The 22491-nt window shown below is 71.9% G+C and carries 23 protein-coding genes; 7 read left to right on the forward strand and 16 right to left on the reverse strand.

The features are described 5' to 3' along the window. Positions 1 to 43 precede the first annotated feature (43 nt). The 3 genes from ACZ62B_RS30755 to hisI are packed head-to-tail and all read right to left on the reverse strand — an operon-like array spanning position 44 to position 2626. Positions 44 to 685: a TIGR02234 family membrane protein gene (locus ACZ62B_RS30755; RefSeq protein ID WP_468722972.1), complete on the reverse strand. Its 642-nt coding sequence runs from the start codon at positions 683 to 685 to the stop codon at positions 44 to 46. 52 nt (positions 686 to 737) lie between these two features. Next, on the reverse strand, positions 738 to 2231 hold the full coding sequence (locus ACZ62B_RS30760; RefSeq protein ID WP_344555883.1) for an anthranilate synthase component I: 1494 nt from the start codon (positions 2229 to 2231) through the stop codon (positions 738 to 740). A gap of 11 nt (positions 2232 to 2242) precedes the next feature. Then, positions 2243 to 2626 (reverse strand): phosphoribosyl-AMP cyclohydrolase, encoded by a 384-nt coding sequence (hisI, locus tag ACZ62B_RS30765; RefSeq protein WP_344555885.1) that lies wholly within the window; start codon positions 2624 to 2626, stop codon positions 2243 to 2245. Between the two features lie 140 nt (positions 2627 to 2766). On the opposite strand from hisI, the gene ACZ62B_RS30770 reads away from it, so the two are divergent. Both ACZ62B_RS30770 and ACZ62B_RS30775 read left to right on the forward strand, forming a co-directional pair. Continuing rightward, on the forward strand, positions 2767 to 3402 hold the full coding sequence (locus ACZ62B_RS30770; protein WP_344555887.1) for a TIGR03085 family metal-binding protein: 636 nt from the start codon (positions 2767 to 2769) through the stop codon (positions 3400 to 3402). Positions 3403 to 3423: 21 nt separating this feature from the next. Further along, positions 3424 to 3822, forward strand: a complete 399-nt coding sequence (locus tag ACZ62B_RS30775) for a VOC family protein (RefSeq protein WP_073936536.1) — start codon at positions 3424 to 3426, stop codon at positions 3820 to 3822. A 3-nt stretch (positions 3823 to 3825) separates the two neighbouring features. On the opposite strand, the gene hisF is transcribed toward ACZ62B_RS30775, so the two are convergent. From hisF to hisD, 8 genes are read right to left on the reverse strand one after another with little or no spacing between them, the layout of a single operon-like run. After that, the gene (gene hisF / locus ACZ62B_RS30780) at positions 3826 to 4581 is read right to left on the reverse strand and encodes an imidazole glycerol phosphate synthase subunit HisF (protein ID WP_469692884.1); all 756 of its coding nucleotides are present in this window, start codon (positions 4579 to 4581) and stop codon (positions 3826 to 3828) included. Then, positions 4578 to 4982, reverse strand: coding sequence for a Rid family hydrolase (locus ACZ62B_RS30785; protein WP_344555888.1), 405 nt, complete (start codon positions 4980 to 4982; stop codon positions 4578 to 4580). Before ACZ62B_RS30785 ends, hisF begins: the two co-directional genes overlap by 4 nt. Before the next feature lie 16 nt (positions 4983 to 4998). Then, the gene (gene priA / locus ACZ62B_RS30790; RefSeq protein WP_344555890.1) at positions 4999 to 5721 is read right to left on the reverse strand and encodes a bifunctional 1-(5-phosphoribosyl)-5-((5-phosphoribosylamino)methylideneamino)imidazole-4-carboxamide isomerase/phosphoribosylanthranilate isomerase PriA; all 723 of its coding nucleotides are present in this window, start codon (positions 5719 to 5721) and stop codon (positions 4999 to 5001) included. A 4-nt stretch (positions 5722 to 5725) separates the two neighbouring features. Further along, on the reverse strand, positions 5726 to 6367 hold the full coding sequence (hisH, locus tag ACZ62B_RS30795; protein ID WP_344555892.1) for an imidazole glycerol phosphate synthase subunit HisH: 642 nt from the start codon (positions 6365 to 6367) through the stop codon (positions 5726 to 5728). 4 nt (positions 6368 to 6371) lie between these two features. Then, the gene (locus tag ACZ62B_RS30800; RefSeq protein WP_179166989.1) at positions 6372 to 6530 is read right to left on the reverse strand and encodes a hypothetical protein; all 159 of its coding nucleotides are present in this window, start codon (positions 6528 to 6530) and stop codon (positions 6372 to 6374) included. A gap of 3 nt (positions 6531 to 6533) precedes the next feature. Beyond that, positions 6534 to 7127: an imidazoleglycerol-phosphate dehydratase HisB gene (gene hisB, locus ACZ62B_RS30805; RefSeq protein ID WP_019525453.1), complete on the reverse strand. Its 594-nt coding sequence runs from the start codon at positions 7125 to 7127 to the stop codon at positions 6534 to 6536. Then, a complete protein-coding gene (locus tag ACZ62B_RS30810; protein ID WP_344555896.1) occupies positions 7124 to 8239 on the reverse strand; it encodes a histidinol-phosphate transaminase in 1116 nt (371 codons plus the stop codon). Before ACZ62B_RS30810 ends, hisB begins: the two co-directional genes overlap by 4 nt. Next, on the reverse strand, positions 8236 to 9561 hold the full coding sequence (gene hisD / locus ACZ62B_RS30815; protein WP_344555898.1) for a histidinol dehydrogenase: 1326 nt from the start codon (positions 9559 to 9561) through the stop codon (positions 8236 to 8238). The genes ACZ62B_RS30810 and hisD overlap by 4 nt, the downstream gene beginning before the upstream one ends. A gap of 193 nt (positions 9562 to 9754) precedes the next feature. On the opposite strand from hisD, the gene ACZ62B_RS30820 reads away from it, so the two are divergent. The 4 genes from ACZ62B_RS30820 to ybaK all read left to right on the forward strand — a co-directional run bounded on the left by ACZ62B_RS30820 (position 9755) and on the right by ybaK (position 13834). Further along, positions 9755 to 11332 carry an oxidoreductase gene (locus tag ACZ62B_RS30820; protein WP_344555900.1) on the forward strand — a complete coding sequence of 526 codons (1578 nt, stop codon included), beginning with the start codon at positions 9755 to 9757 and terminating at the stop codon, positions 11330 to 11332. Between the two features lie 151 nt (positions 11333 to 11483). After that, on the forward strand, positions 11484 to 12461 hold the full coding sequence (locus ACZ62B_RS30825) for a hypothetical protein (protein WP_469692898.1): 978 nt from the start codon (positions 11484 to 11486) through the stop codon (positions 12459 to 12461). Between the two features lie 91 nt (positions 12462 to 12552). Beyond that, positions 12553 to 13293 carry an LON peptidase substrate-binding domain-containing protein gene (locus ACZ62B_RS30830; RefSeq protein ID WP_344555904.1) on the forward strand — a complete coding sequence of 247 codons (741 nt, stop codon included), beginning with the start codon at positions 12553 to 12555 and terminating at the stop codon, positions 13291 to 13293. A 40-nt stretch (positions 13294 to 13333) separates the two neighbouring features. Then, positions 13334 to 13834: a Cys-tRNA(Pro) deacylase gene (ybaK, locus tag ACZ62B_RS30835; protein WP_469692900.1), complete on the forward strand. Its 501-nt coding sequence runs from the start codon at positions 13334 to 13336 to the stop codon at positions 13832 to 13834. A 313-nt stretch (positions 13835 to 14147) separates the two neighbouring features. Here the strand turns inward: ybaK and ACZ62B_RS30840 are convergent, their stop codons facing one another. From ACZ62B_RS30840 to ACZ62B_RS30855, 4 genes are all read right to left on the reverse strand, one after another. After that, entirely contained in the window at positions 14148 to 14819 is a 672-nt protein-coding gene (locus ACZ62B_RS30840) for an AAA family ATPase (protein ID WP_469692901.1), read from the reverse strand. 34 nt (positions 14820 to 14853) lie between these two features. Next, positions 14854 to 15675, reverse strand: a complete 822-nt coding sequence (locus tag ACZ62B_RS30845; RefSeq protein ID WP_469692903.1) for an ABC transporter permease — start codon at positions 15673 to 15675, stop codon at positions 14854 to 14856. Between the two features lie 80 nt (positions 15676 to 15755). After that, positions 15756 to 16730: an ABC transporter ATP-binding protein gene (locus ACZ62B_RS30850; protein WP_344555912.1), complete on the reverse strand. Its 975-nt coding sequence runs from the start codon at positions 16728 to 16730 to the stop codon at positions 15756 to 15758. A gap of 293 nt (positions 16731 to 17023) precedes the next feature. Further along, positions 17024 to 18232 carry an NYN domain-containing protein gene (locus ACZ62B_RS30855; protein ID WP_344555914.1) on the reverse strand — a complete coding sequence of 403 codons (1209 nt, stop codon included), beginning with the start codon at positions 18230 to 18232 and terminating at the stop codon, positions 17024 to 17026. Between the two features lie 220 nt (positions 18233 to 18452). Here ACZ62B_RS30855 and ACZ62B_RS30860 point away from each other — a divergent pair, with 220 nt between their 5' ends. Further along, positions 18453 to 18620 (forward strand): hypothetical protein, encoded by a 168-nt coding sequence (locus tag ACZ62B_RS30860; RefSeq protein WP_167748606.1) that lies wholly within the window; start codon positions 18453 to 18455, stop codon positions 18618 to 18620. 144 nt (positions 18621 to 18764) lie between these two features. Here ACZ62B_RS30860 and dnaE read toward each other — a convergent pair whose 3' ends face one another. Continuing rightward, entirely contained in the window at positions 18765 to 22304 is a 3540-nt protein-coding gene (gene dnaE, locus ACZ62B_RS30865) for a DNA polymerase III subunit alpha (RefSeq protein WP_344555917.1), read from the reverse strand. Positions 22305 to 22491 lie beyond the last annotated feature (187 nt).

The following is a 22491-nucleotide window of genomic DNA, read 5'->3' on the forward strand; positions in this document are numbered from 1 at the left end:
GCGCCGAGGGTGAGCGGGGGTACGTGCCGGAGACCGGTCGCGGCTACGCGCCCGTCGGGTCCTCGCCCCTGTCCAGGGCCTTCCAGAGGTCCTCGGGGCGGTCGGGGTCGACGGACACCGGCTTGCGGCGTGGGCGCGGGGCGCCGCCCCGTTCGTAGCGGCCGGACATGGCCGGCCAGAGGCGGCCGTAGCGCAGGGCGAGCAGGCCGGCCAGCAGCAGCAGGACACCGCCCACGGCGGCCACGTACGGCCACGCCGTGTGGCTCAGCGCCTCCACGGTCGCGGACGTGTCGCCCGACGCCTGGGCCGCCTTCTCGTCGAGCGCCCCGCTGTCCGACGCCCCGAACAGCGCCGCCGCCACCGTGCCCGCCCCCGACAGCGCCAGCAGCGCCGCGACGGCGAAGCGGCCGGCCCGGCGCACGGCGAACACCGCGACCAGCGCCGCCAGCCCCACGACGGCCAGTGCGGCGGGCACGCCCGTCACGTCGCTGCCCTTCGCGGTCAGCGGGAACGCGCCGCCGGCCACCGTGGCGGTGCCCTCCGACCACTGCTGCCGGGTGGCGAGCAGGGCCACGGCCGCGCCCAGGGCGCCGCTCAGCAGGGCGACGGCGAGGCTGAGGCGGCCACTGCGGGCGGAGCCGGCGGCCTCGGAACGGGGGGTAGGTACAGCAGTCACGCCCTCCACTATCGCCTGAACCCCGGGCGAACCGACACCCGGGGTTCACCTCGGACGCCCCTCAGGCCGTTCCCAGCCGGTTCGCGGTGTGCACCGCGCGCAGCACCGCCGCCGCCTTGTTGCGGCACTCGGTGTCCTCCGCGGCCGGGTCGGAGTCGGCCACGATCCCCGCTCCGGCCTGCACGTACGCGGTGCCGTCCCGCAGCAGGGCGGTACGGATCGCGATCGCGGTGTCGGAGTCGCCCGCGAAGTCGAGGTAGCCGACGCAGCCGCCGTACAGTCCGCGCCGGGACGGTTCGAGTTCGTCGATGATCTGCAGCGCGCGGGGCTTGGGCGCCCCGGAGAGCGTGCCGGCCGGGAAGCAGGCGGTGAGCACGTCGAACGCGGTGCGGCCGGCGCCGACCCGGCCGGTGACCGTCGAGACGATGTGCATGACGTGCGAGTACCGCTCGACGGACATGAAGTCGACGACCTCGACGGAGCCGGGTTCGCAGACCCGTCCGAGGTCGTTGCGCCCGAGGTCGACGAGCATCAGGTGCTCCGCGCGCTCCTTGGGGTCGGCGAGCAGTTCGTCGCCGAGGGCCTGGTCCTCCTGCGGGGTGGCGCCGCGGTGCCGGGTGCCGGCGATGGGGTGGACCATGGCGTGCCCGTCCTCGACCTTCACCAGCGCCTCGGGGGACGAGCCGACCACGTCGAAGCCGTCGAAGCGGAACAGGTACATGTACGGGGACGGGTTGGTGGCCCGCAGCACCCGGTAGACGTCGAGGGCGCTCGCCGTGCACGGCGTCTCGAACCGCTGGGAGGGGACGACCTGGAAGGCCTCCCCCGCGCGGATGCGTTCCTTGATGTCCTCCACGGCCTGCCGGAAGTCGGGGCCGCCCCACCGCGCGGTGTACTCGGGCAGCTCGGAGGGCGGCAGCACGGCGGGCGGCTGGGCCACCGCGCGGGTGAGGTCGGCCTCCATGGCGTCGAGCCGGGCCACGGCGTCGGCGTACGCCTCGTCGACGCCGGTCTCCAGGTCGTTGTGGTTGATCGCGTTGGCGATCAGCCAGACGGCGCCCTCCCAGTGGTCCATGACGGCGAGGTCGCTGGTGAGCAGCATGGTCAGCTCGGGCAGCTTCAGGTCGTCCCGCTCGCCGGGGCCGACCCTCTCCAGGCGGCGCACGATGTCGTAGCCGAGGTAGCCGACCATGCCGCCGGTGAAGGGCGGCAGGCCCAGGTCGTGGGTGAGGTCGCGCGGGGTGTGCAGGGTCTGGAGGGTCGTGCGCAGCGCGGCGAGCGGGTCGCCGTCCACGGGGACGCCGACGGGCGGGGTCCCCTCCCAGTGGGCCCGTCCGGCGCGCTCGGTGAGGGTGGCGGCGCTGCGGACGCCGACGAAGGAGTAGCGGGACCAGGAGCGACCGTTCTCCGCCGACTCCAGCAGGAACGTGCCCGGGCGCTCGGCGGCGAGCTTGCGGTAGAGCGCGACCGGGGTGTCGCCGTCGGCCAGGAGCTTGCGGGTGACCGGGATGACCCGGCGGTCGGTGGCGAGCTTGCGGAACGTCTCGAGGTCCATGGCGGCAGACCTTACTGATCCGAGGCGGGGGCGTCCGCCACCGCCAGCACGTCGGCGTCGAAGCAGGTGCGGGCGCCGGTGTGGCAGGCGGCGCCCACCTGGTCGACCTTGACCAGCACGGTGTCGGCGTCGCAGTCCAGGGCGACCGACTTGACCCACTGGAAGTGGCCGGAGGTGTCGCCCTTGACCCAGTACTCCTGACGGCTGCGCGACCAGTAGGTGCAGCGGCCGGTGGTGAGCGTGCGGTGCAGCGCCTCGTCGTCCATCCAGCCCAGCATCAGCACCTCTCCGGTGTCGTACTGCTGGGCGATGGCGGGCAGGAGGCCGTCGGGGCTGCGCTTGAGCCGCGCGGCGATCTCCGGGTCGAGGCGGCTGGGCCGGGACGTGCTGGTCATGCGGACCATTGTGCCGCGCGGAGACGTCGCGTCCACGTACCCGTCCACTGGTTGGAAACAGCGCCGCGCGGCAGCCCGTCGAGGAGCGGTGGCCGGGTGACGGGTGGGCGGACTTCCCGCCCGGCCGTAGGCTGGCACGCATGTCGACCCATGCCAAGCGTGAACGACTTCTCCTGGCCGATCTGCTGGAGACCACGGGCCCGGAGGCCCCCACCCTGTGCGAGGGCTGGACGGCCCGGGACCTCGCCGCCCACGTGGTGGTGCGCGAGCGCCGGCCCGACGCGGCCGGCGGCATGCTGGTCAAGCAGTTGGCGGCGCGTCTGGAGCGGGTGACGGCGGAGTTCACCGCCAAGCCGTACGAGGAGCTGATCCAGCTCATCCGGACGGGTCCGCCGCGCTTCTCGCCCTTCTCGCTCAAGCAGGTCGACGAGCTGTCGAACATCGTCGAGTTCTACGTCCACACGGAGGACGTGCGCCGCGCCCAGCCCGACTGGACGCCGCGTGAGCTCGACCCGGTGTTCCAGGACGCCCTGTGGTCGCGTCTGGAGCGCTCCGCGCGGTTGATGGGCCGCGGGGTGCCGACGGGTCTGGTGCTGCGCCGTCCGGACGGCCAGACGGTGGTGGCCCACCGCGGCACCCCGGTGGTCACGGTGACCGGGGAGCCGTCCGAGCTGGTGCTGTTCGCCTACGGCCGGCAGAGCGCCGCCAAGGTCGAGCTGGACGGCGACGAGGACGCGATCGCGAAGCTGCGCGAGACCAAACAGCTCGGCATCTGATCCGCACGAAAGGCGCAGCTCGTGATCAAAGTGGCCATGACCAGTGTGTACGTCGACGACGTGGCGAAGGCGCACGCCTTCTACACCGATGTCCTCGGCTTCGAGACCCGTACCCACATGGATCTGGGCGGCGGCACGCTGTTCGTCACCGTGGGCGCCAAGGAGGGCGCCCAGCGGGACCTGGAGCTGCTGCTGGAGCCGGGCCAGGGGCCCATAGCGGAGCCGTACCGCAGGGCGGTGCGCGAGGCGGGGCTGCCCGCGATCGTGTTCTCCGTGGACGACCTCCGCGCGGAGTTCGAACGGCTCCGCGGGGAGGGTGTCCACTTCGTCCAGGACCCGCAGGAGCAGGGTCCGGTGATCGCCGCCGTCCTGGACGACACGGTCGGCAACCTCATCCAGTTGGCCCAGCCGACCGGCTGAGCCTCACCGCACCGGGTGACCGGCTCCCCGTAGCGTCTCCTTGACCTGGCCGATGCGCAGGTCGCCGAAGTGGAAGACGGAGGCGGCCAGCACCGCGTCCGCGCCCGCCGCGACCGCCGGCGGGAAGTCGGCGAGCTTGCCGGCGCCACCGGAGGCGATCACGGGGACGGTGACGTGCTCCCGGACGGCGGCGATCATCTCCAGGTCGTAGCCGTCCTTGGTGCCGTCGGCGTCCATGGAGTTGAGCAGGATCTCGCCGGCGCCCAGCTCGGCGGCCCGGTGCGCCCACTCGACGGCGTCGATGCCGGTGCCGCGACGGCCGCCGTGCGTGGTGACCTCGAAGGAGCCGGATTCGGTGCGGCGGGCGTCGACCGAGAGGACGAGCACCTGCCGGCCGAAGCGTTCCGCGATCTCGCGTATGAGGTCGGGCCGGGCGATGGCCGCCGTGTTGACGCCCACCTTGTCGGCGCCCGCGCGGAGCAGCTTGTCCACGTCCTCGGTGGTGCGGACGCCGCCGCCCACGGTGAGCGGGATGAACACCTGCTCGGCGGTGCGGCGCACCACGTCGTACGTCGTCTCGCGGTTGCCGGACGAGGCGGTGATGTCCAGGAACGTCAGCTCGTCGGCGCCCTCGGCGTCGTACACCTTGGCCATCTCGACGGGGTCGCCCGCGTCGCGCAGGTTCTGGAAGTTGACGCCCTTGACGACCCGGCCGTTGTCCACGTCCAGGCAGGGGATGACTCGGACCGCCAGGGTCATGAGGTCACGGCTCCTCTGAATGCTTCGAGTTCCACTGAGACCAGCACGCGCGAGTCGACGAAGCCCTCGACCACCAGCAGGGTGGTGACCGGGCGCACCGCGTCGAACAGCTCCTTGTGGGCGCGTCCGGCCGCGTCGACGTCCCGCGCGTGGGCGAGGTGGAGGCGCGTGCGGATCACGGACTCGATGCCGAGCCCGAACTCGCCGATCGCCTCCAGCGCGCTGGTGAAGGCCACCTTGGCCTGCTCGTACGGGTCGCCCTCCCCGTACAGCACCTCGCCCCGGAACGCGGTCGTGCCCGCCACCAGGACGCGGTCGCCCGCCGCCACGGCACGTGCGGAGCCGAGGGTCTCCTCCCAGGGATTCGTGCCCTGCACGCGCCGTACGGCATCGAACGTCATCGGGTCGCGTCCTTCTTCAAGACGTGGCCTCCAGGGCCTCTTCCAGGGTGAACGCCTTGGCGTACAGGGCCTTCCCGACGATGGCGCCCTCGACACCGAGCGGCACGAGGCCGGCGATGGCGCGCAGGTCGTCCAGGGAGGAGACGCCCCCGGAGGCGACCACGGGGCGGTCGGTGGCGGCGCAGACGTTCTTCAGCAGCTCCAGGTTGGGGCCCTGGAGGGTGCCGTCCTTGGCGATGTCGGTGACGACGTAGCGGGCGCAGCCCTCCTTGTTCAGGCGCTCCAGCGTCTCGTAGAGGTCACCGCCGTCGCGGGTCCAGCCGCGGCCGCGCAGGGTGGTGCCGCGTACGTCGAGGCCGACGGCGATCTTGTCGCCGTGCTCGGCGATGACCCTGGCGACCCACTCGGGGGTCTCCAGGGCGGCGGTGCCGAGGTTGACGCGGGTGCAGCCGGTGGCGAGGGCGGCGGCGAGGGTGTCGTCGTCGCGGATGCCGCCGGACAGCTCCACCTTGATGTCCATCGCCCCGGCGACCTCGGCGATCAGCGCGCGGTTGTCGCCGGTACCGAACGCGGCGTCGAGGTCGACCAGGTGCAGCCACTCGGCACCCGAGCGCTGCCAGGCGAGGGCGGCCTCCAGGGGGGAGCCGTACGACGTTTCCGTCCCGGACTCGCCGTGCACCAGGCGGACGGCCTGGCCGTCGCGGACGTCGACGGCGGGGAGGAGTTCGAGCTTGGCCATGTCTCTACAGGGTTCCGATCCAGTTGGTGAGGAGCTGGGCACCGGCGTCGCCGGACTTCTCGGGGTGGAACTGGGTGGCCCACAGGGCGCCGTTCTCCACGGCGGCCACGAAGGGCTTGCCGTGGGTGGACCAGGTGACCAGCGGTGCGCGCATCGCCGGGTTGGTGGTCTGAAGGGTCCAGTCGTGGACGGCGTAGGAGTGCACGAAGTAGAAGCGGGCGTCCGCGTCGAGGCCGGCGAACAGCTCGGAGCCGGCCGGGGCGTCGACGGTGTTCCAGCCCATGTGGGGCACGATGTCGGCCTGGAGCGGCTCGACCGAGCCGGGCCACTCGTCGAGGCCCTCGCTCTCCACGCCGTGCTCGATGCCCCGCGCGAAGAGGATCTGCATGCCGACGCAGATGCCCATCACCGGGCGCCCGCCGGAGAGCCTGCGGTCGACGATCCAGTCGCCGCGCGCCTCCTTGAGGCCCTTCATGCAGGCGGCGAAGGCGCCGACGCCGGGCACCAGCAGCCCGTCGGCGTTCATCGCCTCGTCGAAGTCGCGGGTGATCTCGACGTCGGCTCCCGCGCGGGCGAGGGCGCGCTCGGCGGAACGGACGTTGCCGAAGCCGTAGTCGAAGACCACGACCTTCTTGGTGGCGCTCAAGGGTTCACACCTCCAGCCTCAGAAGCCCCGTGCCGAGACACATCACGGCGCCGATGGAGAGCAGCACGACGAGGCTCGTGGGCATCTTCTGCTTGACGAAGGAGATGATCCCGCCGACGAAGAACAGGCCGACGACGATCAGGACGGTGGACAGACCGTTCATGGCTTACAGCGCGCCCTTCGTAGAGGGCAGGATGCCGGCCGCGCGGGGGTCGCGCTCGGAGGCGTAGCGCAGGGCGCGGGCGAGGGCCTTGAACTGGCACTCCACGATGTGGTGCGCGTTGCGCCCGTAGGGCACGTGCACGTGCAGCGCGATCTGGGCCTGGGCGACGAAGGACTCCAGGATGTGCCGGGTCATCGTCACGTCGTACTCGCCGATCATCGGCGCCATGTTCTCGGGCTCGGTGTGCACGAGGTAGGGGCGGCCGGACAGGTCGACGGTGACCTGGGCGAGGGACTCGTCCAGCGGGACCGTGCAGTTGCCGAAGCGGTAGATGCCCACCTTGTCGCCGAGCGCCTGCTTGAAGGCGGCGCCGAGCGCGAGGGCGGTGTCCTCGATGGTGTGGTGGGAGTCGATGTGCAGGTCGCCCTCGGTCTTCACGGTCAGGTCGAACAGACCGTGCCGGCCGAGCTGGTCGAGCATGTGGTCGTAGAAGCCGACCCCGGTGGAGATCTCGGTCTTTCCGGTGCCGTCGAGGTCGATCTCGACGAGGACGGACGTCTCCTTGGTGGTGCGTTCCACGCGTCCTACGCGGGTCATGCGCTCTGCTCCTGTTCCTTCTTGAGATCACGGGCCGCGTCGAGGAACGCGTCGTTCTCGGCCGGGGTGCCCGCGGTGACCCGCAGCCATCCCGGTACGCCGTTGTCCCGGACCAGGACGCCCCGGTCGAGGATCTTCCGCCAGGTGGCGTGGGAGTCCTCGAACCGTCCGAACTGGACGAAGTTGGCGTCGGACTCGGTCACCTCGTAGCCGAGGGCGCGCAGTTCGGCGACGAGCCGGTCGCGCTCGGCCTTGAGCTGCTCGACGTAACCGAGCAGTGTGTCGGTGTGCTCCAGGGCGGCCAGCGCGGTCGCCTGGGTGATCGCGGAGAGGTGGTACGGCAGCCGGACGAGCTGGACGGCGTCGACGACCGCCGGGTGCGCGGCGAGGTAGCCGAGGCGCAGACCGGCCGCGCCGAACGCCTTCGACATGGTGCGGGAGACGACCAGGTGGGGGCGTCCGTCGAGCAGCCGCAGCAGCGAGTCGCCGTGGCTGAACTCGACGTACGCCTCGTCGACGACCACCATCGACGGCTTGGCCGCCTGGGCGGCCTCGTACAGCGCGAGGACCGTCTCCGGGGGGACCGCGTTGCCGGTGGGGTTGTTGGGGGTGGTGACGAAGACGACGTCGGGCCGGTGCTCGGCGATCGCCTTCTCGGCGGCGGCGAGGTCGACGGTGAAGTCCTCGTTGCGCGGCCCGGAGATCCAGCCGGTGCCGGTGCCGCGCGAGATGAGGCCGTGCATCGAGTACGACGGCTCGAAGCCGATGGCGGTACGGCCCGGCCCGCCGAAGGTCTGCAGCAGCTGCTGGATGACCTCGTTGGAGCCGTTGGCGGCCCACACGTTCTCGACGCCGACCGGGTGTCCGGCGGTCTTCGTCAGGTATTCGGCCAGCCTGGTGCGCAGTTCGACCGCGTCCCGGTCGGGGTAGCGGTTGAGGTGCCGGGCGGCCTCGCGGACCCGCTCGGTGATCCGCTCGACCAGCGGCTCGGGCAGCGGGTAGGGGTTCTCGTTGGTGTTCAGCCGTACGGGGACGTCCAACTGGGGCGCGCCGTAGGGGGACTTGCCGCGCAGCTCGTCCCGTACGGGGAGGTCGTCGATTCCGAAGCTCACTTGTTCTCAGGCACCTTCCACCCGAACCTTGCCTTGATCGCCGCGCCGTGCGCGGGCAGGTCCTCCGCCTCCGCCAGCGTGACCACGTGGTGCGCGACCTCGGCCAGCGCGTCCTCGGTGTAGTCGACGATGTGGATGCCGCGCAGGAAGGACTGCACGGACAGGCCCGAGGAGTGGCAGGCGCAGCCGCCGGTGGGCAGGACGTGGTTGGAGCCGGCCGCGTAGTCGCCGAGGGAGACCGGGGACCAGGGGCCGACGAAGATCGCGCCCGCGTTGCGCACCCGGCCGGCGAGCGCCGCGGCGTCGGCGGTCTGGATCTCCAGGTGCTCGGCGCCGTAGGCGTCGACGACCCGCAGGCCCTCCTCGACGCCGTCGACCAGGACGATCGCGGACTGGCGGCCGGACAGGGCCGGGACGATCCGCTCGTCGATGTGCTTGCTGACCTCGACCTGTGCTTCCAGCTCCTTGTCCACCGCGTCCGCGAGCTCGACGGAGTCGGTGACGAGGACGGCGGCGGCCAGCGGGTCGTGCTCGGCCTGGCTGATCAGGTCGGAGGCGACGTGCACCGGGTCGGCGGTGGAGTCCGCGAGGACCGCGATCTCGGTCGGGCCCGCCTCGGCGTCGATGCCGATCATGCCGGTGAAGTAGCGCTTGGCGGCGGCGACCCAGATGTTGCCGGGTCCGGTGACCATGTTCGCGGGCGGGCAGGACTCGGTGCCGTACGCGAACATCGCTACGGCGGTGGCGCCGCCGGCCGCGTAGACCTCGTCGACGCCGAGCAGGGCGCAGGCGGCGAGGATGGTCGGGTGCGGCAGGCCGCCGAAGTCGGCCTGGGCCGGGGAGGCGAGCGCGAGGGACGGGACGCCGGCCTCCTGGGCGGGCACCACGTTCATGATCACGGAGGACGGGTAGACGGCCCGGCCGCCCGGCGCGTACAGCCCCACGCGGTCGACCGGCACCCACTTCTCGGTGACCGTGCCGCCGGGCACGACCTGGGTGGTGTGCGTGGTGCGGCGCTGCTCGCGGTGGACCAGCCGGGCGCGGCGGATGGACTCCTCCAGGGCCGCGCGCACGGCCGGGTCCAGCTCCTCCAGCGCACGCTCGATCGCGGCGGCCGGGACCCGCACCCGGTCCAGCTTCACGCCGTCGAACTTCTCGGCGAAGTCGATCAGCGCCGCGTCGCCCCGATGATGCACGTCCTCGCAGATGGGCCGCACCTTCTCCAGGGCGGCCGCGACGTCGAAGTCGGCTCGGGGCAGCAGGGCGCGCAGGGCGGGGCCCTCGGGGAGGGCGTCGCCGCGCAGATCGATACGAGAGATCACGTGCTCAATTCTCTCAGACCGGCACAGCGGGCCGTCCGCCCGTTCCAATGGCTGATACGTCACGCCCTCGGTGACGGTCCGCGCACATTTCCGAGATCCCCTTCACTTTCCGTGTTCGACACGTCACTCCACCGGGCATGAACGGTTGTACGAAGGGACGAACCGACGAGTAGGTGAGGAGGAGGGGAGTCACGTGACCGAGGGGGTGGGACCGGGCGGCGGAGAGCCGCCGGAGGACCTGACCGCCACGGAGGCCGGGATGTGGCAGGCCTTCCGCAACGGCAGTGTGTACGACCTGAGCAGCGGTGACACGACCGTCGACGACCCGCACGGAGGACACCCGTGGGGCCCCGAGCGGACGGTCAGGGCGCGCGTCGTGTGCTGGCTGCTGCTGGACGGGCCGCCCGCCCTGGCCGGCCGGGTCTCGTCGCTGAAGCTGGTCGGGGTGCAGATCAGCGGCGCGCTGGACCTCGCGGGCGGCACGGTGGTGCCGTACCTGGAGATGCGGGCCTGCCGCTTCGAGCGGGACGTGCTGCTGCCGGAGGCCCGCTTCACGACCGTACGGATGGTGGACTGCTCGATACCGCGCCTGGAGGCGGCCAGGCTGCACACCGAGGGCGATCTGCACCTGCCGCGCTGCCGGTTTCCGGGCGGCATACGGCTCACCGACTCGCGGATCGGTACGGACCTGCTGCTCAACCAGGCGATCGTGCACCGGGACCGCAGCGGCCGCTCGATAGCGGCCGACGGGATGAACGTGGGCCAGGACCTCCAGGCGGAGATGCTGGAGTCGCACGGCGAGCTGAGCCTGCGCAGCGCGACGATCGGCGTGTCGCTGAGCCTGCGCGGGGCCCGGCTGGTCAACCCGTACACCCGGCTCGCGCTGAACGCGCCGCAGCTGACCGTGGAGCGCTCGCTGTATCTGACCCCGGCGGGGGTGGGCGCCCAGGCGCGCAGCGGGATGACACCGGCGCGCGGGACGCGGATCCAGCGCTTCGAGTGCCAGGGCGGGGTGCGCCTGGACGACGGGCGGTTCGGGGACGCGGTCGACTTCGAGGGGGCCCGGTTCACCTTCACCGACGAGCAGGAGCTGTCGCTGCGCCGGGTGCAGACGCCGGAGCTGCGCTTCCTCGGGGAGCGGCCGGTGCGCGGCAGGGTCGTGCTGTCGGGGGCGAAGGTGGTCAACCTGATGGACCGGGCGGAGAGCTGGCCCGGCCCCGGCCGGCTGCACATGGGCGGTTTCACCTACGAGAACCTGGTGCCGCGCGGGCCGTTCCCGCTGGCGCTGCGGCTGCGCTGGGTGGACGCGGCGAGCGCCGAGTACAACCCGGAGCCGTACGAGCGGCTGGCCGCCGTGCTGCGGGAGGGCGGGGAGGACGAGGACGCCCGCGAGGTGCTGCTCGCCAAGCAGCGCCGACGCCGCGAGAGCCTGCCGTTGGCGGCCAAGCTGTGGGGTTACGCGCAGGACTGGACGGTCGCCTACGGATACCGTCCGGGCCGGGCGGCGGTGTGGATGGCGGTGCTGTGGGCGGCCGGCTCACTGGCCTTCGCGCGGGCCGACGCCCCGCCCCTGAAGAGCGGTGAGCACCCGGCGTGGAACCCGCCCCTGTTCACCCTGGACCTGCTGCTGCCGGTGATCGACCTCGGCCAGGTCGGCTTCTGGCAACTGCGCGGCGGCTGGCAGTGGCTGTCGGCCGCGTTCATCCTGCTGGGCTGGATCCTGGCGACGACGGTGGCGGCGGGGGCGACACGGACACTGCGCCGTACGTGACGACCCTGTGGCCGACGGGGGCGTGAGAGGTGAAGATCGCTCTGCTTTTTGCCGGGCCTTGACCGAACCCCGTACAACCTTCCATGACTTCCGTGTCGCCTCTGGCGCCGCTGTGACCTGCGGTCTTTCAATGGTCGACACCATGGCTCTGATGGACGCGTTCACCCGCGGCACATCCCGGGTGCGAGGAAAGACGACGGGTGCCACGTCTCCCGCCCCCGTCGTGCTGCCCGCCGACGACGAGGTGCTGCTCGACGCGCCCGACGATCTGCTGGGCCCGGCGCTGGTCGGGGCCGCGGGCGGTGACCACACGCCCGTCGCCGAACTGCTCGCCGCCACCCGGCACGGCGGCGCCTGGGAGCACCGCGACCGGTATGTGCGGCGGCTGGCCGCCTTCGCGCGCTCGCGCCCCGAGTGGCTGGACACCTGGCGCGCCCGCGACCCGCGCGACCCCGACGGACTGCTGGTGGACGCCCAGCGGGCGGTGGACCGCGCCTGGGACTCACCGGCCCGCGTCGAGCTGCTGCGCGAGGTGAGCCCGCTGATCACGTCCGCGGCCCGGGCGGACAACCGCGACCCGGTGCCCTGGCGGCTCGCCCTGGACCACGCCCGTGGCGCGCGCGCCGGGCACACGTACTTCGAGGAGCTGTGGGAGGCGGCGGTCCGGCGGGCCCCGCACCACCACGGCTGCCATGTGGCGGCCCTGCGCTATCTGGCGTCCTCCTGGCACGGCTCGCACCACGAGTGCCTCACCTTCGCGGACCTGGCCGCGCAGGACGCGCCGGAGGACTCGCTCACCCAGTCGCTGCCGCTGCGGGCGGCGTTCGGCTACCTCACCGACCGCTGCGGTCCCGAAGTGCCGCGCGCCCGGCTGGAAGCGGCGGCCGACCGCGCCGTGGCCCTGTCCGCCCGGCTGCCGGCCGGCCAGTCCTGGCCGGCCGAGCTGCGCAATCTGCTGACGTACGTCCTGGTCCGGCTGGAACGCCGGCGGGACGCCCTGGAGCAGCTGCGGCTGACCGGCCCGTACGCCACGTCCTTCCCCTGGGACCGGGAGGCGGACGATCCCCTCGGCCGGTTCCTGGAGGTCCGTCAGAACGTGCGCGCGGCGGTCGCGTCCGGCTGTCCCTAGCCGGGATCCGGCCCCCGGCACCGGTCCCGGACCGACCGAGGAGTGAACAGGGCGGCCGGCTCCGCTTCGGCGACCATTAGGCTCTTGACCCGTGACCACCGTCCGGCTCCCGCTCTTCCCCCTGAACACGGTGCTGTTCCCGGGGCTCGTGCTTCCGCTCAACGTCTTCGAGGAGCGCTATCGCGCCATGATGCGCGAGCTGCTGAAGACCCCGGAGGACGAGCCGCGCCGGTTCGCCGTCGTGGCGATCCGCGACGGGTACGAGGTGGCGCCGAGCGCGCCCGGCCTGCCCGATCCGACGGCCGTGCCCGACCGGGGCCCGGCGGCGGGCTTCGGCACCGATCCGCTGCGCGCCTTCCACAAGGTGGCCTGTGTCGCCGACGCGGCGACGGTCCGGGAGCGGGCCGACGGCACCTTCGAGGTGCTGGCGACCGGTACGACCCGGGTGCGGCTGCTGTCCGTCGACGCCTCGGGGCCGTATCTGACGGCCGAGACGGAGCCGCTGGCCGAGGATCCCGGCGACGAGGCGGGGGCGCTGGCCGAGGGGGTGCTGCGGTCCTTCCGCCAGTACCAGAAGCGGCTGGCGGGGGCGCGGGAGCGGTCGCTGACGACCGGCGCGGAACTGCCGGACGAGCCGGGTGTCGTCTCCTACCTGGTCGCCGCCGCGATGATGCTGGACACGCCGACGAAGCAGCGGCTGCTCCAGGCGCCGGACACGGCCTCACGACTCCGTGACGAGCTGAAACTGCTGCGCGCGGAGACGGCCGTCATCCGTCATCTGCCGTCGCTGCCGGCCGCGGAGCTGACGCGCGGCCCGACAAGTCTCAACTGACGTACGAAATCGACCGAAATCGACCGGGGTACAGGCGGGGATGGCGAAGAAGTCCAAGAAGCAGCAGCCGGGCGGCACGCCCGCGACGGTGGCGCTCACCGCGGCCGGGGTGCCGTTCACGGTGCACTCCTACGAGCACGACCCGGCCCACCCGTCGTACGGGGAGGAGGCGGCCGAGGCGATGGGGGTCTCGCCGGACCGGGTCTTCAAGACGCTGGTGGCGGACGTCGACGGCGCGCTGACGGTGGCGGTGGTGCCGGTGGCAGGCCAACTGGACCTGAAGGCCCTGGCGTCGGCGGTGGGCGGCAAACGGGCCACGATGGCCGACCCGGCCCTGGCGGAACGCACCACGGGCTACGTCCGCGGCGGCATCTCCCCCCTGGGCCAGCGCAAGAAACTCCCCACGGTGGTGGACGAGTCGGCCACCCGGCACGAGACGATCTGCGTCTCAGCAGGCCGCCGCGGCCTGGAGGTGGAACTCACCCCCGCCGACCTGACCACCCTGACCTCGGCGACTTCGGCCCCGATCGGCCGCGCGTAACCCACCCTCCACGGACACCCGAACCACCCCACCCGCTCCCACGGGCAGACGTGCCGCCGCCCACGACCGTTCCCGCGGGCAGTCATGCCACCGTTCCCGCGGGCAGTCGTGCCTCCCCCAGTGCCTTAAGGGCCTGGGAGGTGCCCCCAGGGCGGTACGGGTGGGCGGTGGGGGTACCTCCCGCTCATGGGGGTACCTCCCGCTCGAGCGAAGCCGAGAGTGGGGGAGGAGCCGAGAGTGGGGGAGGCACCCCGCGAGCGCCGGGCTGCGCGACCCACCCCCGGCCCGCACCAACGCCGAGGCACCCGAAAACCTACGCCCCCGGCGACACGTACGGCTCGGCCGGCGGAAACTGCTCCGGATCCCGCGGCCCGAACAACCCCGTCAACCCCAGATGCAACACCAGCGCCGCGAACGGCCACGCCAACAACGCCCCCTTCGCGCTCAGCTTCAACGGCGCGTCGAACGTGACCCCCTCACCGGCACTCCGAGCCTGCGCGATCACGTCCTGCGCGGGACCGAGCCGCACCCCCAGCCACCAGGCCAGCAACGACCCCAGCAGCCCACCGACCGCCAGCGCCACCACCAACGGCACACCCCCGCGCCGCCGCACCAGGAACACGACGAGCGCGCTCACCGCCCCGAACCCCAGCGCGAGCAGCGAGAACGTCCCGTCCACCCCGATGACCTGCTCACCCTCGGAGTCCTTGAGGTAGACGACCCAGTTGTCGCCGATCACGCCGCCCACGTACGGCACGCGCGGCGCCAGCCACCACCACAGCACCCCGAGCAGCACCCCGCCGAGCGCCACCGCCACCGTGGTCACGGCGGCCTCACGTATCTCCGCCTTCATCCCGGGGCCGTCCTGTCCGTCCCACCAGCCGTGCCGTGGGTACGCGACGTCGCCGGCCTTCCCGTACGGGTACGAGGCGGCGGCCTGCTCGTGGTCGTGCGGAGGCGGTGGTGGTGTCAGAGGTGCGCTCACCCTGCCATCGTGCCAGGCCCGGCTGTGCGGCGCGTCACCGGACGGCCGCCCTGCGGTACGCCCAGGTCGCGACGGCCAGCGAGACGACACCGACGGCTCCGCACACGGCGAGGTCACCGAGCACCCGCGCCCAGTCGGGGTGCGGTCCGAAGGTCCGCGCGAAGGCCTCGACGCCGTACGTCGACGGCAGCAGGTCCCGGGCGAGGCGCACCGCCTCCGGCATCCGCTCCGCCGGCAGCACACCGAGCAGCAGCGCGGCCGACATGCCGAGCTGCCCCAGCAGCGTGGCCAGCTCCGCGCGGGGCGCGAGCAGCCCGAGCGCCGCGCCGAGTCCGGCGAGCGCGGCCCCGGCGAGCGGGATCACGGCGGCCAGCACCCACAGGTTCGCCAGCGGCAGCCCGAACAGCACGCACCCGAAGACGGCGGTCACCACGGTCCCCGGCACGGTGAACGAGGCGTACGCGCCCGCCGCGCCCAGCACCACCGCGGCCGGCGGCACCGGCAGGGTCGCGTAGTGGTCGAGCCCGCCGCTGGCCCGTAGCTGCCCGAAGTACTGGGCGAGCAGGTTCAGCGCGACGAAGGCGACGACCAGGACCGCCGAGCCGGCGACCACGGCCTGCGCCTCGCCGCCGCCGTCCACGACCCCGCGCATCAGGATCATGATGCCGACGGACTGGAAGGTCGCCACGAACAGCAGCGGTATCCGCGCGACCCGGGCCCGGGAGAGCTGCGCCCGGTACACGGCCGCCAGCGACGGCCACAGCCGCGCCCGGGGGCCGAGTCCGGCCGGTTGCGGCGCGGCCTCCTCCACGGCCAGGGCGGCGCCCGGCACGACATCGGCGGGTACGACACTCACGTCGTGCTGCTCCCCTTCGCTCGGAGGTTCGCCCGAAACCACTACGGCCCTGTTCCGTACGGATGACGCGGCCCGTGTGCTCACGCCTTCACCAGTCCCTGTCGTACGGCGCCGCCCAGCGCCAGGTAGACGTCCTCCAGGCTGGGCGTGGCCAGCGTGAAGTCGTCCAGCGCGGCGAAGGCGGCCCCGCCGGTGACGGTGGCGACGACCGTACGGGCCTCCTCGGGCGCCAGCCGCAGGGTCCAGCGGCGGCCCGACTCGACGACCCGGTCGCGCAGCGCGGCGACCTCGGGCACGTGCAGGGGTGCCGCCTCGCGCCACACCAGGTCGACCCGGACCTCGCCGGCGACCCGCTCCTTGAGTCCGGCCGGGCTGTCGCAGGCGATGACCCGGCCCCGGTCGAGCACGGCGACCCGGTCGAGCACGGTCTCGGCCTCGATCACGTTGTGGGTGACCAGCAGCACGGTGGTGCCGTGTCCTGCGCGGCGCCGGTCGACGGCGGACCACACGGCGCGCCGGGCCACCGGGTCCATGCCGGTGGTGGGCTCGTCCAGGACGAGCAGGGGCCGCTCCCCCACCAGCGCCGCGGCGAAGCAGGCCAGTCGGCGCTGGCCGCCGGAGAGTTTCCTCAGCGGGCGCCCGGCGATCGGGGTGAGCCCCAGTTCGTCCAGGACGTCGTCCCGCTCGGCCCGCGCCCGCCGCGCGTCGAGCCCGCGCAGCCGGCCGGTGGTCTCGGCGGCGAGGGACACGGTCAGTTCGTCGAGGGCGCTGGACTCCTGGCCCAGGTAGGCGAGGATGCGCGCGGCACGCTCGGGGTGGCGCACGATGTCGTGGCCGAGGATCTCGACACTGCCGCGGTCGGGCCGCATCAGCCCGGTGAGCTGGCGCACGAGGGTGGACTTGCCGGCGCCGTTCGGCCCGAGCAGTCCGAAGATCTCACCGCGCCGGATGTCGAGCCCCACGTCGTCGGTGGCCCGTACTTCGGGCGCGGCGGGAACGCCACGCCTGCCCCGCACCGCCGGATAGGTCTTGGTCAGCCCACGCACCGCACACACGACATCACCACCGTGCCGGAATCCCTGTGCCGCGCGCGTACTCACAAGGGACGAGCCTACGGGGTCCGGAACCCCGCCCCGCCCTCGGGTCACCCCACCACCCACAAACCCGCCCCGACCCACCGAGCCGATCCAGCGCCCGCACACGCCGGGGCCGTGGCCCGCATTCCAGCCCGCCGAGTCGGGTGACGGGTGGGCACAGGCCGGGGGTCCGGGGGCGGGAGCCCCCTGGCGGGGGGCGCGGGGGCGGAGCCCCCGACACGGGGCGCGAGGGGGCAGAACCGCACCCCCGCCTACTCCCCGGCGGGAGCCCTCTCCGTACCGGTACGAAGATCCAGCTCACGCCAGAACCCCGCCCGAATGGCGTAACGATCACGCTCGTCGATCTGATCGTCCTTGTGCGCGAGCAGCCCGAAACGCGCCGCGTACCGCAACAGCTCCCCGTCGACACGGTGCGGAATCCGGGGATACATCCCGGACAGCTTCTGGATGTGCCCCTGATCCCCGAGCCGCTCCACCCAACGCCGTGCGAACACCTGCCCCACCTCGAAGGGGTCCCCGCCGACCGTGGTGATGTCCTCCTCCCGGTCGGCCCACCGCTGCTCCGCCGTGGTCAACTGGGCGAGCGTCGGCATGGACACCGCGTCCGGCGGCTCGGCGACCGGCCGGTCGACCCAGCCCTTGTCGGAGGACCAGCGCAGAGTCGCGGAGGCGGGCTGCTGGGGCGGGTGCGGGCCGGGGCCGCGCAGCGCGGCCAGGTCCTTGGGGGTGGGTACGCCCTTGGCCGTGGCCGGCCGTTCGGCGGTGCCGTTGTGCCCGGCGGCGGCCGGGTGCCGCGGCTCCTCGGCGGTCCGCTCGGCCGTCGCGCCGAGCGCGGACTCCGGCAGCGGGGCGGAGAGGATCGCGGCGATCTCGGGCCGCGGCACGGGCGACGGGGCGCACACCCCGGTGTACTCCTTGGCCCGTACGGCCCGGGTGATCCACGCCCGGTCCAGCACCCGGCGCTCGTCGGCCTCGGCGACCAGGTCCTCGGACTGGTTGTAGTCGCCGTCGGCGGCCTGCACGGCCCACAGGTGGACGGCGACGCCGTGTTCCTTGGCGGCCATCATGCCGGGCAGCAGGTCACCGTCCCCGGTGACCAGCACGATGTCGGAGCAGGCGCGATTGCGGGCCAGCTCGGTCAGCTCGGCGTGCATCGCGGCGTCGACGCCCTTCTGCGCCCAGCGGCCGTCGCTGCGGGTCAGCGCGCCGAGCCGGACGGTGACCCGGGGCATCACGCGCAGCCTGCGGTGTTCGGGCTGCGGGACGCGGTCGGGGGCGCCGTCGAACCAGTAGATGCGCAGCAGCGGCTGACGCGTGTCGGACTCGGCGCGCTCCCGCAGCCCCTGGATGAGGGCCGCGTGATCGACGGTGATGCGGGACCGCGACGGTTCCCCGGCGAGGAGACTGGCGGCGGCCCCCAGCAGATACCCGGCGTCCACCAGGACGATGCAGCGGTCCACGCGATCCACCCTCTTTCCGGGAGGTTTGCTTCGGGCTTGCTTCGAGTCTGCCCGACCACGCCGGGGTTAACGGCCCGAACTCGATCTTCGGCGTGGCGTTTCCACACTTCCTCCCCGATCACCCCGGTCACACACGGTAATTGTCCAACATGCGCCTGTTATCGGGCTGTGTGAATCTGGTCCCGGCCCTGGCCCCTAGTCCCCCACAGGAGGCATCACCATGGCCAAGAACAAGAACCGTGACCGTAAGCAGCCGCAGGCCGAGCGCGCCCAGCGGGCGGCGCAGGCGTCCACGATGGAGACGCCGGACGAACAGCGCACCACACAGGCCGTGCCCGGCGAGGTCGGCCGGGGCAAGGGCCGGCAGAAGCGCTTCGGCCACAACTGACATCTTCACAACGGCCCGTCGCGGCCCGGGCACATGAAGACCCGGGCGCACGAAGGACCGGGCACATGAAGAGGGGCGCACCCACCACAGGGTGCGCCCCTCACGCGCGCCGGCCGGACGGGCCCGCGCCGGCCCGCTAGCCCTCTAGCCCGCCAGGCAGGACGGTCCGAGGAGGACCTTCAGATCACCGAACAGGGCCGGGTCCGGCTTCACCCGGTGCCGGTCCAGGCGCAGCACCGTCGTCTTCGTCGGCCCCTGGAGCTTGATCCGCACCTCGCTGTCGCCCTTGTGATGGGTGAGGATCTCGCCGAGCCGGCTGACCATCGGCGGGGTCACACGGGTGGCCGGGATGGTGAGCACCACGGGTGCGTTGGTGCCGGCGTTGGACAGGTCGGGGACCATCAGCTCCATCGCGACCAGCCGCGGCACGTCCTCCCGCTTGTCGAGCCGGCCCTTGACGAACACCACGGCGTCCTCGACGAGTTGCGTGGAGACGAGCTGGTAGGTCGCCGGGAAGAACATGCACTCGATGGAGCCCGCGAGGTCCTCCACGGTGGCGATCGCCCAGGCGTTGCCCTGCTTGGTCATCTTGCGCTGGAGGCCCGAGATGATGCCGCCGATGGTGACCACCGCGCCGTCGCCGAAGTCGCCGCCGGTGAGCTGGGAGATGCCCGCGTCGGCCTTGTCGGACAGCACGTGCTCCAGGCCGAACAGCGGGTGGTCGGAGACGTAGAGCCCGAGCATCTCGCGCTCCTGGGCGAGCAGGTACGTCTTGTCCCACTCGTCGTCGGTGAAGGTGACGTCGAGGCCGAAGCCGGGCTCGCTGGTCTCCTCCTCGCCCATGCCGCCGAAGAGGTCGAACTGTCCCTCGGCCTCCTTGCGCTTGACCGCGACCACGTTGTCGATCATCGGCTCGTAGTGGGCGGTGAGGCCCTTGCGGGTGTGCCCCAGCTCGTCGAAGGCGCCGGCCTTGATCAGCGACTCCGTGGTGCGCTTGTTGCAGACGACCGCGTCGACCTTGTCGAGGTAGTCCGGGAAGGAGGTGTACTTCCCCTTGGCCTTGCGGCTCTTGATGATCGACTCGACCACGTTGGTGCCGACGTTGCGCACGGCCTCCAGGCCGAAGAGGATCACGTCGTCGCCCTGGGCGGCGAAGTTGTGCACCGACTCGTTGACGTTCGGCGGGAGCACCTTGATGCCCATGCGGCGGCACTCGTTGAGGTAGATCGCCGACTTGTCCTTGTCGTCCTTCACCGAGGTGAGCAGCGCGGCCATGTACTCGGCCGGGTGGTTCGCCTTGAGGTAGGCGGTCCAGTAGGACACCAGTCCGTACGCGGCGGAGTGCGCCTTGTTGAAGGCGTAGCCGGCGAAGGGAACCAGCACGTCCCAGAGGGCCTGGATGGCCTCGTCGCTGTAGCCGTTCTTGCGGGCGCCGGCCTGGAAGATGGTGAAGTTCTTCGCCAGTTCCTCGGGCTTCTTCTTGCCCATCACGCGGCGGAGGATGTCGGCCTCGCCGAGCGAGTAGCCGGCGATGATCTGGGCGGCCTTCTGCACCTGCTCCTGGTAGACGATCAGGCCGTAGGTGACGTCCAGGACCTCCTTGAGCGGCTCCTCCAGCTCCTTGTGGATCGGGGTGATCTCCTGGAGCTTGTTCTTGCGCAGCGCGTAGTTGGTGTGCGAGTCCATGCCCATCGGGCCGGGACGGTAGAGCGCGGAGACGGCGGAGATGTCCTCGAAGTTGTCCGGCTTCATCAGCCGCAGCAGCGAGCGCATCGGTCCGCCGTCGAACTGGAAGACGCCGAGGGTGTCGCCGCGCTGGAGGAGTTCGAAGGTCTTCGGATCGTCGAGCGGCAGGCCCAGCAGGTCCAGGTCGATGCCCTTGTTGGCCTTCACCATCTTGACGGCGTCGTCCATGATGGTCAGGTTGCGCAGGCCGAGGAAGTCCATCTTCAGCAGGCCCAGCGACTCGCACTGGGGGTAGTCCCACTGTGTGATGGTCACGCCGTCGGTGTGCCGCACCCAGATGGGGGCGTGGTCGACGATGGGCTCGCTGGACATGATCACGCCGGCGGCGTGCACGCCCATCTGCCGGACCAGGCCCTCGACGCCCTTGGCGGTGTCGATGACCTTCTTCACGTCCGGCTCGTTCTCGTACATCGAGCGGATCTCGCCGGCCTCGCTGTAGCGGGGGTGCGAGGGGTCGGTGATGCCGTTCAGGTCGATGCCCTTGCCGAGGACGTCGGCGGGCATCGCCTTGGTGAGGCGGTCGCCCATCGCGTACGGGTAGCCCAGCACGCGCGCGGAGTCCTTGATGGCGTTCTTCGCCTTGATCTTTCCGTAGGTGCCGATCATGGCGACCTTGTCGGCGCCGTACTTCTCGGTCACGTACCGGATCACCTCGACGCGCCTGCGCTCGTCGAAGTCGATGTCGACGTCGGGCATGGAGACGCGCTCGGGGTTGAGGAACCGCTCGAAGATCAGTCCGTGCGGGATCGGGTCGAGGTCGGTGATGCCCATGGCGTAGGCGACGATCGAGCCGGCCGCGGAGCCTCGGCCGGGGCCGACCGCGATGCCGTTGTTCTTGGCCCACATGATGAAGTCGGCGACGACGAGGAAGTACCCCGGGAACCCCATCTGGATGATGACGTCCATCTCGTAGTCGGCCTGCTTCTGGCGGTCCTCGGGGACACCGCCGGGGAAGCGGCGCTCCATGCCGCGGCGGACCTCCTCCTTGAACCAGCTGACCTCGGTGTACCCGTCCGGGATGTCGAACTTGGGCATCAGGTCGCGCTTCTCGAACATGCCCGTGGTGTCGACCATCTCGGCGATCAGCCTGGTGTTGGCGCAGCCCTGCTGCCAGGCGTCCGAGGAGTCGATGGCGTACATCTCGTCGGTGGACTTGAGGTAGTAGCCGGTGCCGTCGAACTTGAAGCGGTCGGGGTCGGAGAGGTTCTTGCCGGTCTGGATGCACAGCAGCGCGTCGTGGGCGGTCGCCTCGTGCGCGTACGTGTAGTGCGAGTCGTTGGTGACCAGGGGCGGGATGCCGAGCTTCTTGCCGATCTCCAGGAGGCCGTCGCGGACCCGGTGCTCGATCTCGATGCCGTGGTCCATCAGCTCCAGGAAGTAGCGGTCCTTGCCGAAGATGTCCTGGTAGTCGGCGGCGGCCTTGAGGGCCTCGTCGAAGTGGCCGAGGCGCAGCCGGGTCTGCACCTCGCCGGAGGGGCAGCCGGTGGAGGCCACGATCCCCTCGGACCACTGGCTGATGGTCTCCTTGTCCATCCGGGGCCACTTCTGCAGCCAGCCCTCGGCGTAGGCGTCGGAGGAGAGCCGGAAGAGGTTGTGCAGGCCGGTGCTGTTCACGGCCCACATCGTCTTGTGGGTGTAACCACCGGAACCGGAGACGTCGTCCCGCTTCTGGTGCGGCTGGCCCCACTGGATCTTGCGCTTGTTGCGCCGGGACTCGGGCGCGACATACGCCTCGATCCCGATGATCGGGGTGACTCCGGCCTTCTGCGCGGAGTGGAAGAAGTCGTACGCCCCGTGCAGGTTGCCGTGGTCGGACATGGCGATGTGCGACATGCCCATTTCATTGCAGGCGTTGAACATGTCCTTCAGCCGCGCGGCACCGTCCAGCAGCGAGTACTGGGTGTGGACGTGCAGGTGCGTGAACGGCGGCTTTGACACGGTGCGGCCTCCAAGGAAAACAGCCTGTGACGGGCAGGCGGACGGTCTGGGGGACAGCGTCGAAGTCTATGCCCCGACGCTGACACGCGGAGGCCGCCACGGCGTACCTTCGAGCGGGGGCGCGGGCACTCCCGCGCCCCGTCGCACGTTGGACAGGGGACGGACCAGCCGTCCCGGAACATCCCGC

The organism is Streptomyces sp. NPDC053426, from assembly GCF_055585405.1.

Coding starts and splice junctions, on each gene's coding strand:
- priA (WP_344555890.1), bottom strand. CDS start 5,721: ATGGCCAAGCTCGAACTCCTCCCCGCCGTCGACGTCCGCGACGGCCAG.
- ybaK (WP_469692900.1), top strand. CDS start 13,334: ATGGCGAAGAAGTCCAAGAAGCAGCAGCCGGGCGGCACGCCCGCGACG.
- ACZ62B_RS30760 (WP_344555883.1), bottom strand. CDS start 2,231: ATGGACCTCGAGACGTTCCGCAAGCTCGCCACCGACCGCCGGGTCATC.
- hisB (WP_019525453.1), bottom strand. CDS start 7,127: ATGACCCGCGTAGGACGCGTGGAACGCACCACCAAGGAGACGTCCGTC.
- ACZ62B_RS30800 (WP_179166989.1), bottom strand. CDS start 6,530: ATGAACGGTCTGTCCACCGTCCTGATCGTCGTCGGCCTGTTCTTCGTC.
- ACZ62B_RS30860 (WP_167748606.1), top strand. CDS start 18,453: ATGGCCAAGAACAAGAACCGTGACCGTAAGCAGCCGCAGGCCGAGCGC.
- ACZ62B_RS30770 (WP_344555887.1), top strand. CDS start 2,767: ATGTCGACCCATGCCAAGCGTGAACGACTTCTCCTGGCCGATCTGCTG.
- hisF (WP_469692884.1), bottom strand. CDS start 4,581: ATGACCCTGGCGGTCCGAGTCATCCCCTGCCTGGACGTGGACAACGGC.
- ACZ62B_RS30785 (WP_344555888.1), bottom strand. CDS start 4,982: ATGACGTTCGATGCCGTACGGCGCGTGCAGGGCACGAATCCCTGGGAG.
- hisI (WP_344555885.1), bottom strand. CDS start 2,626: ATGACCAGCACGTCCCGGCCCAGCCGCCTCGACCCGGAGATCGCCGCG.
- ACZ62B_RS30825 (WP_469692898.1), top strand. CDS start 11,484: ATGGACGCGTTCACCCGCGGCACATCCCGGGTGCGAGGAAAGACGACG.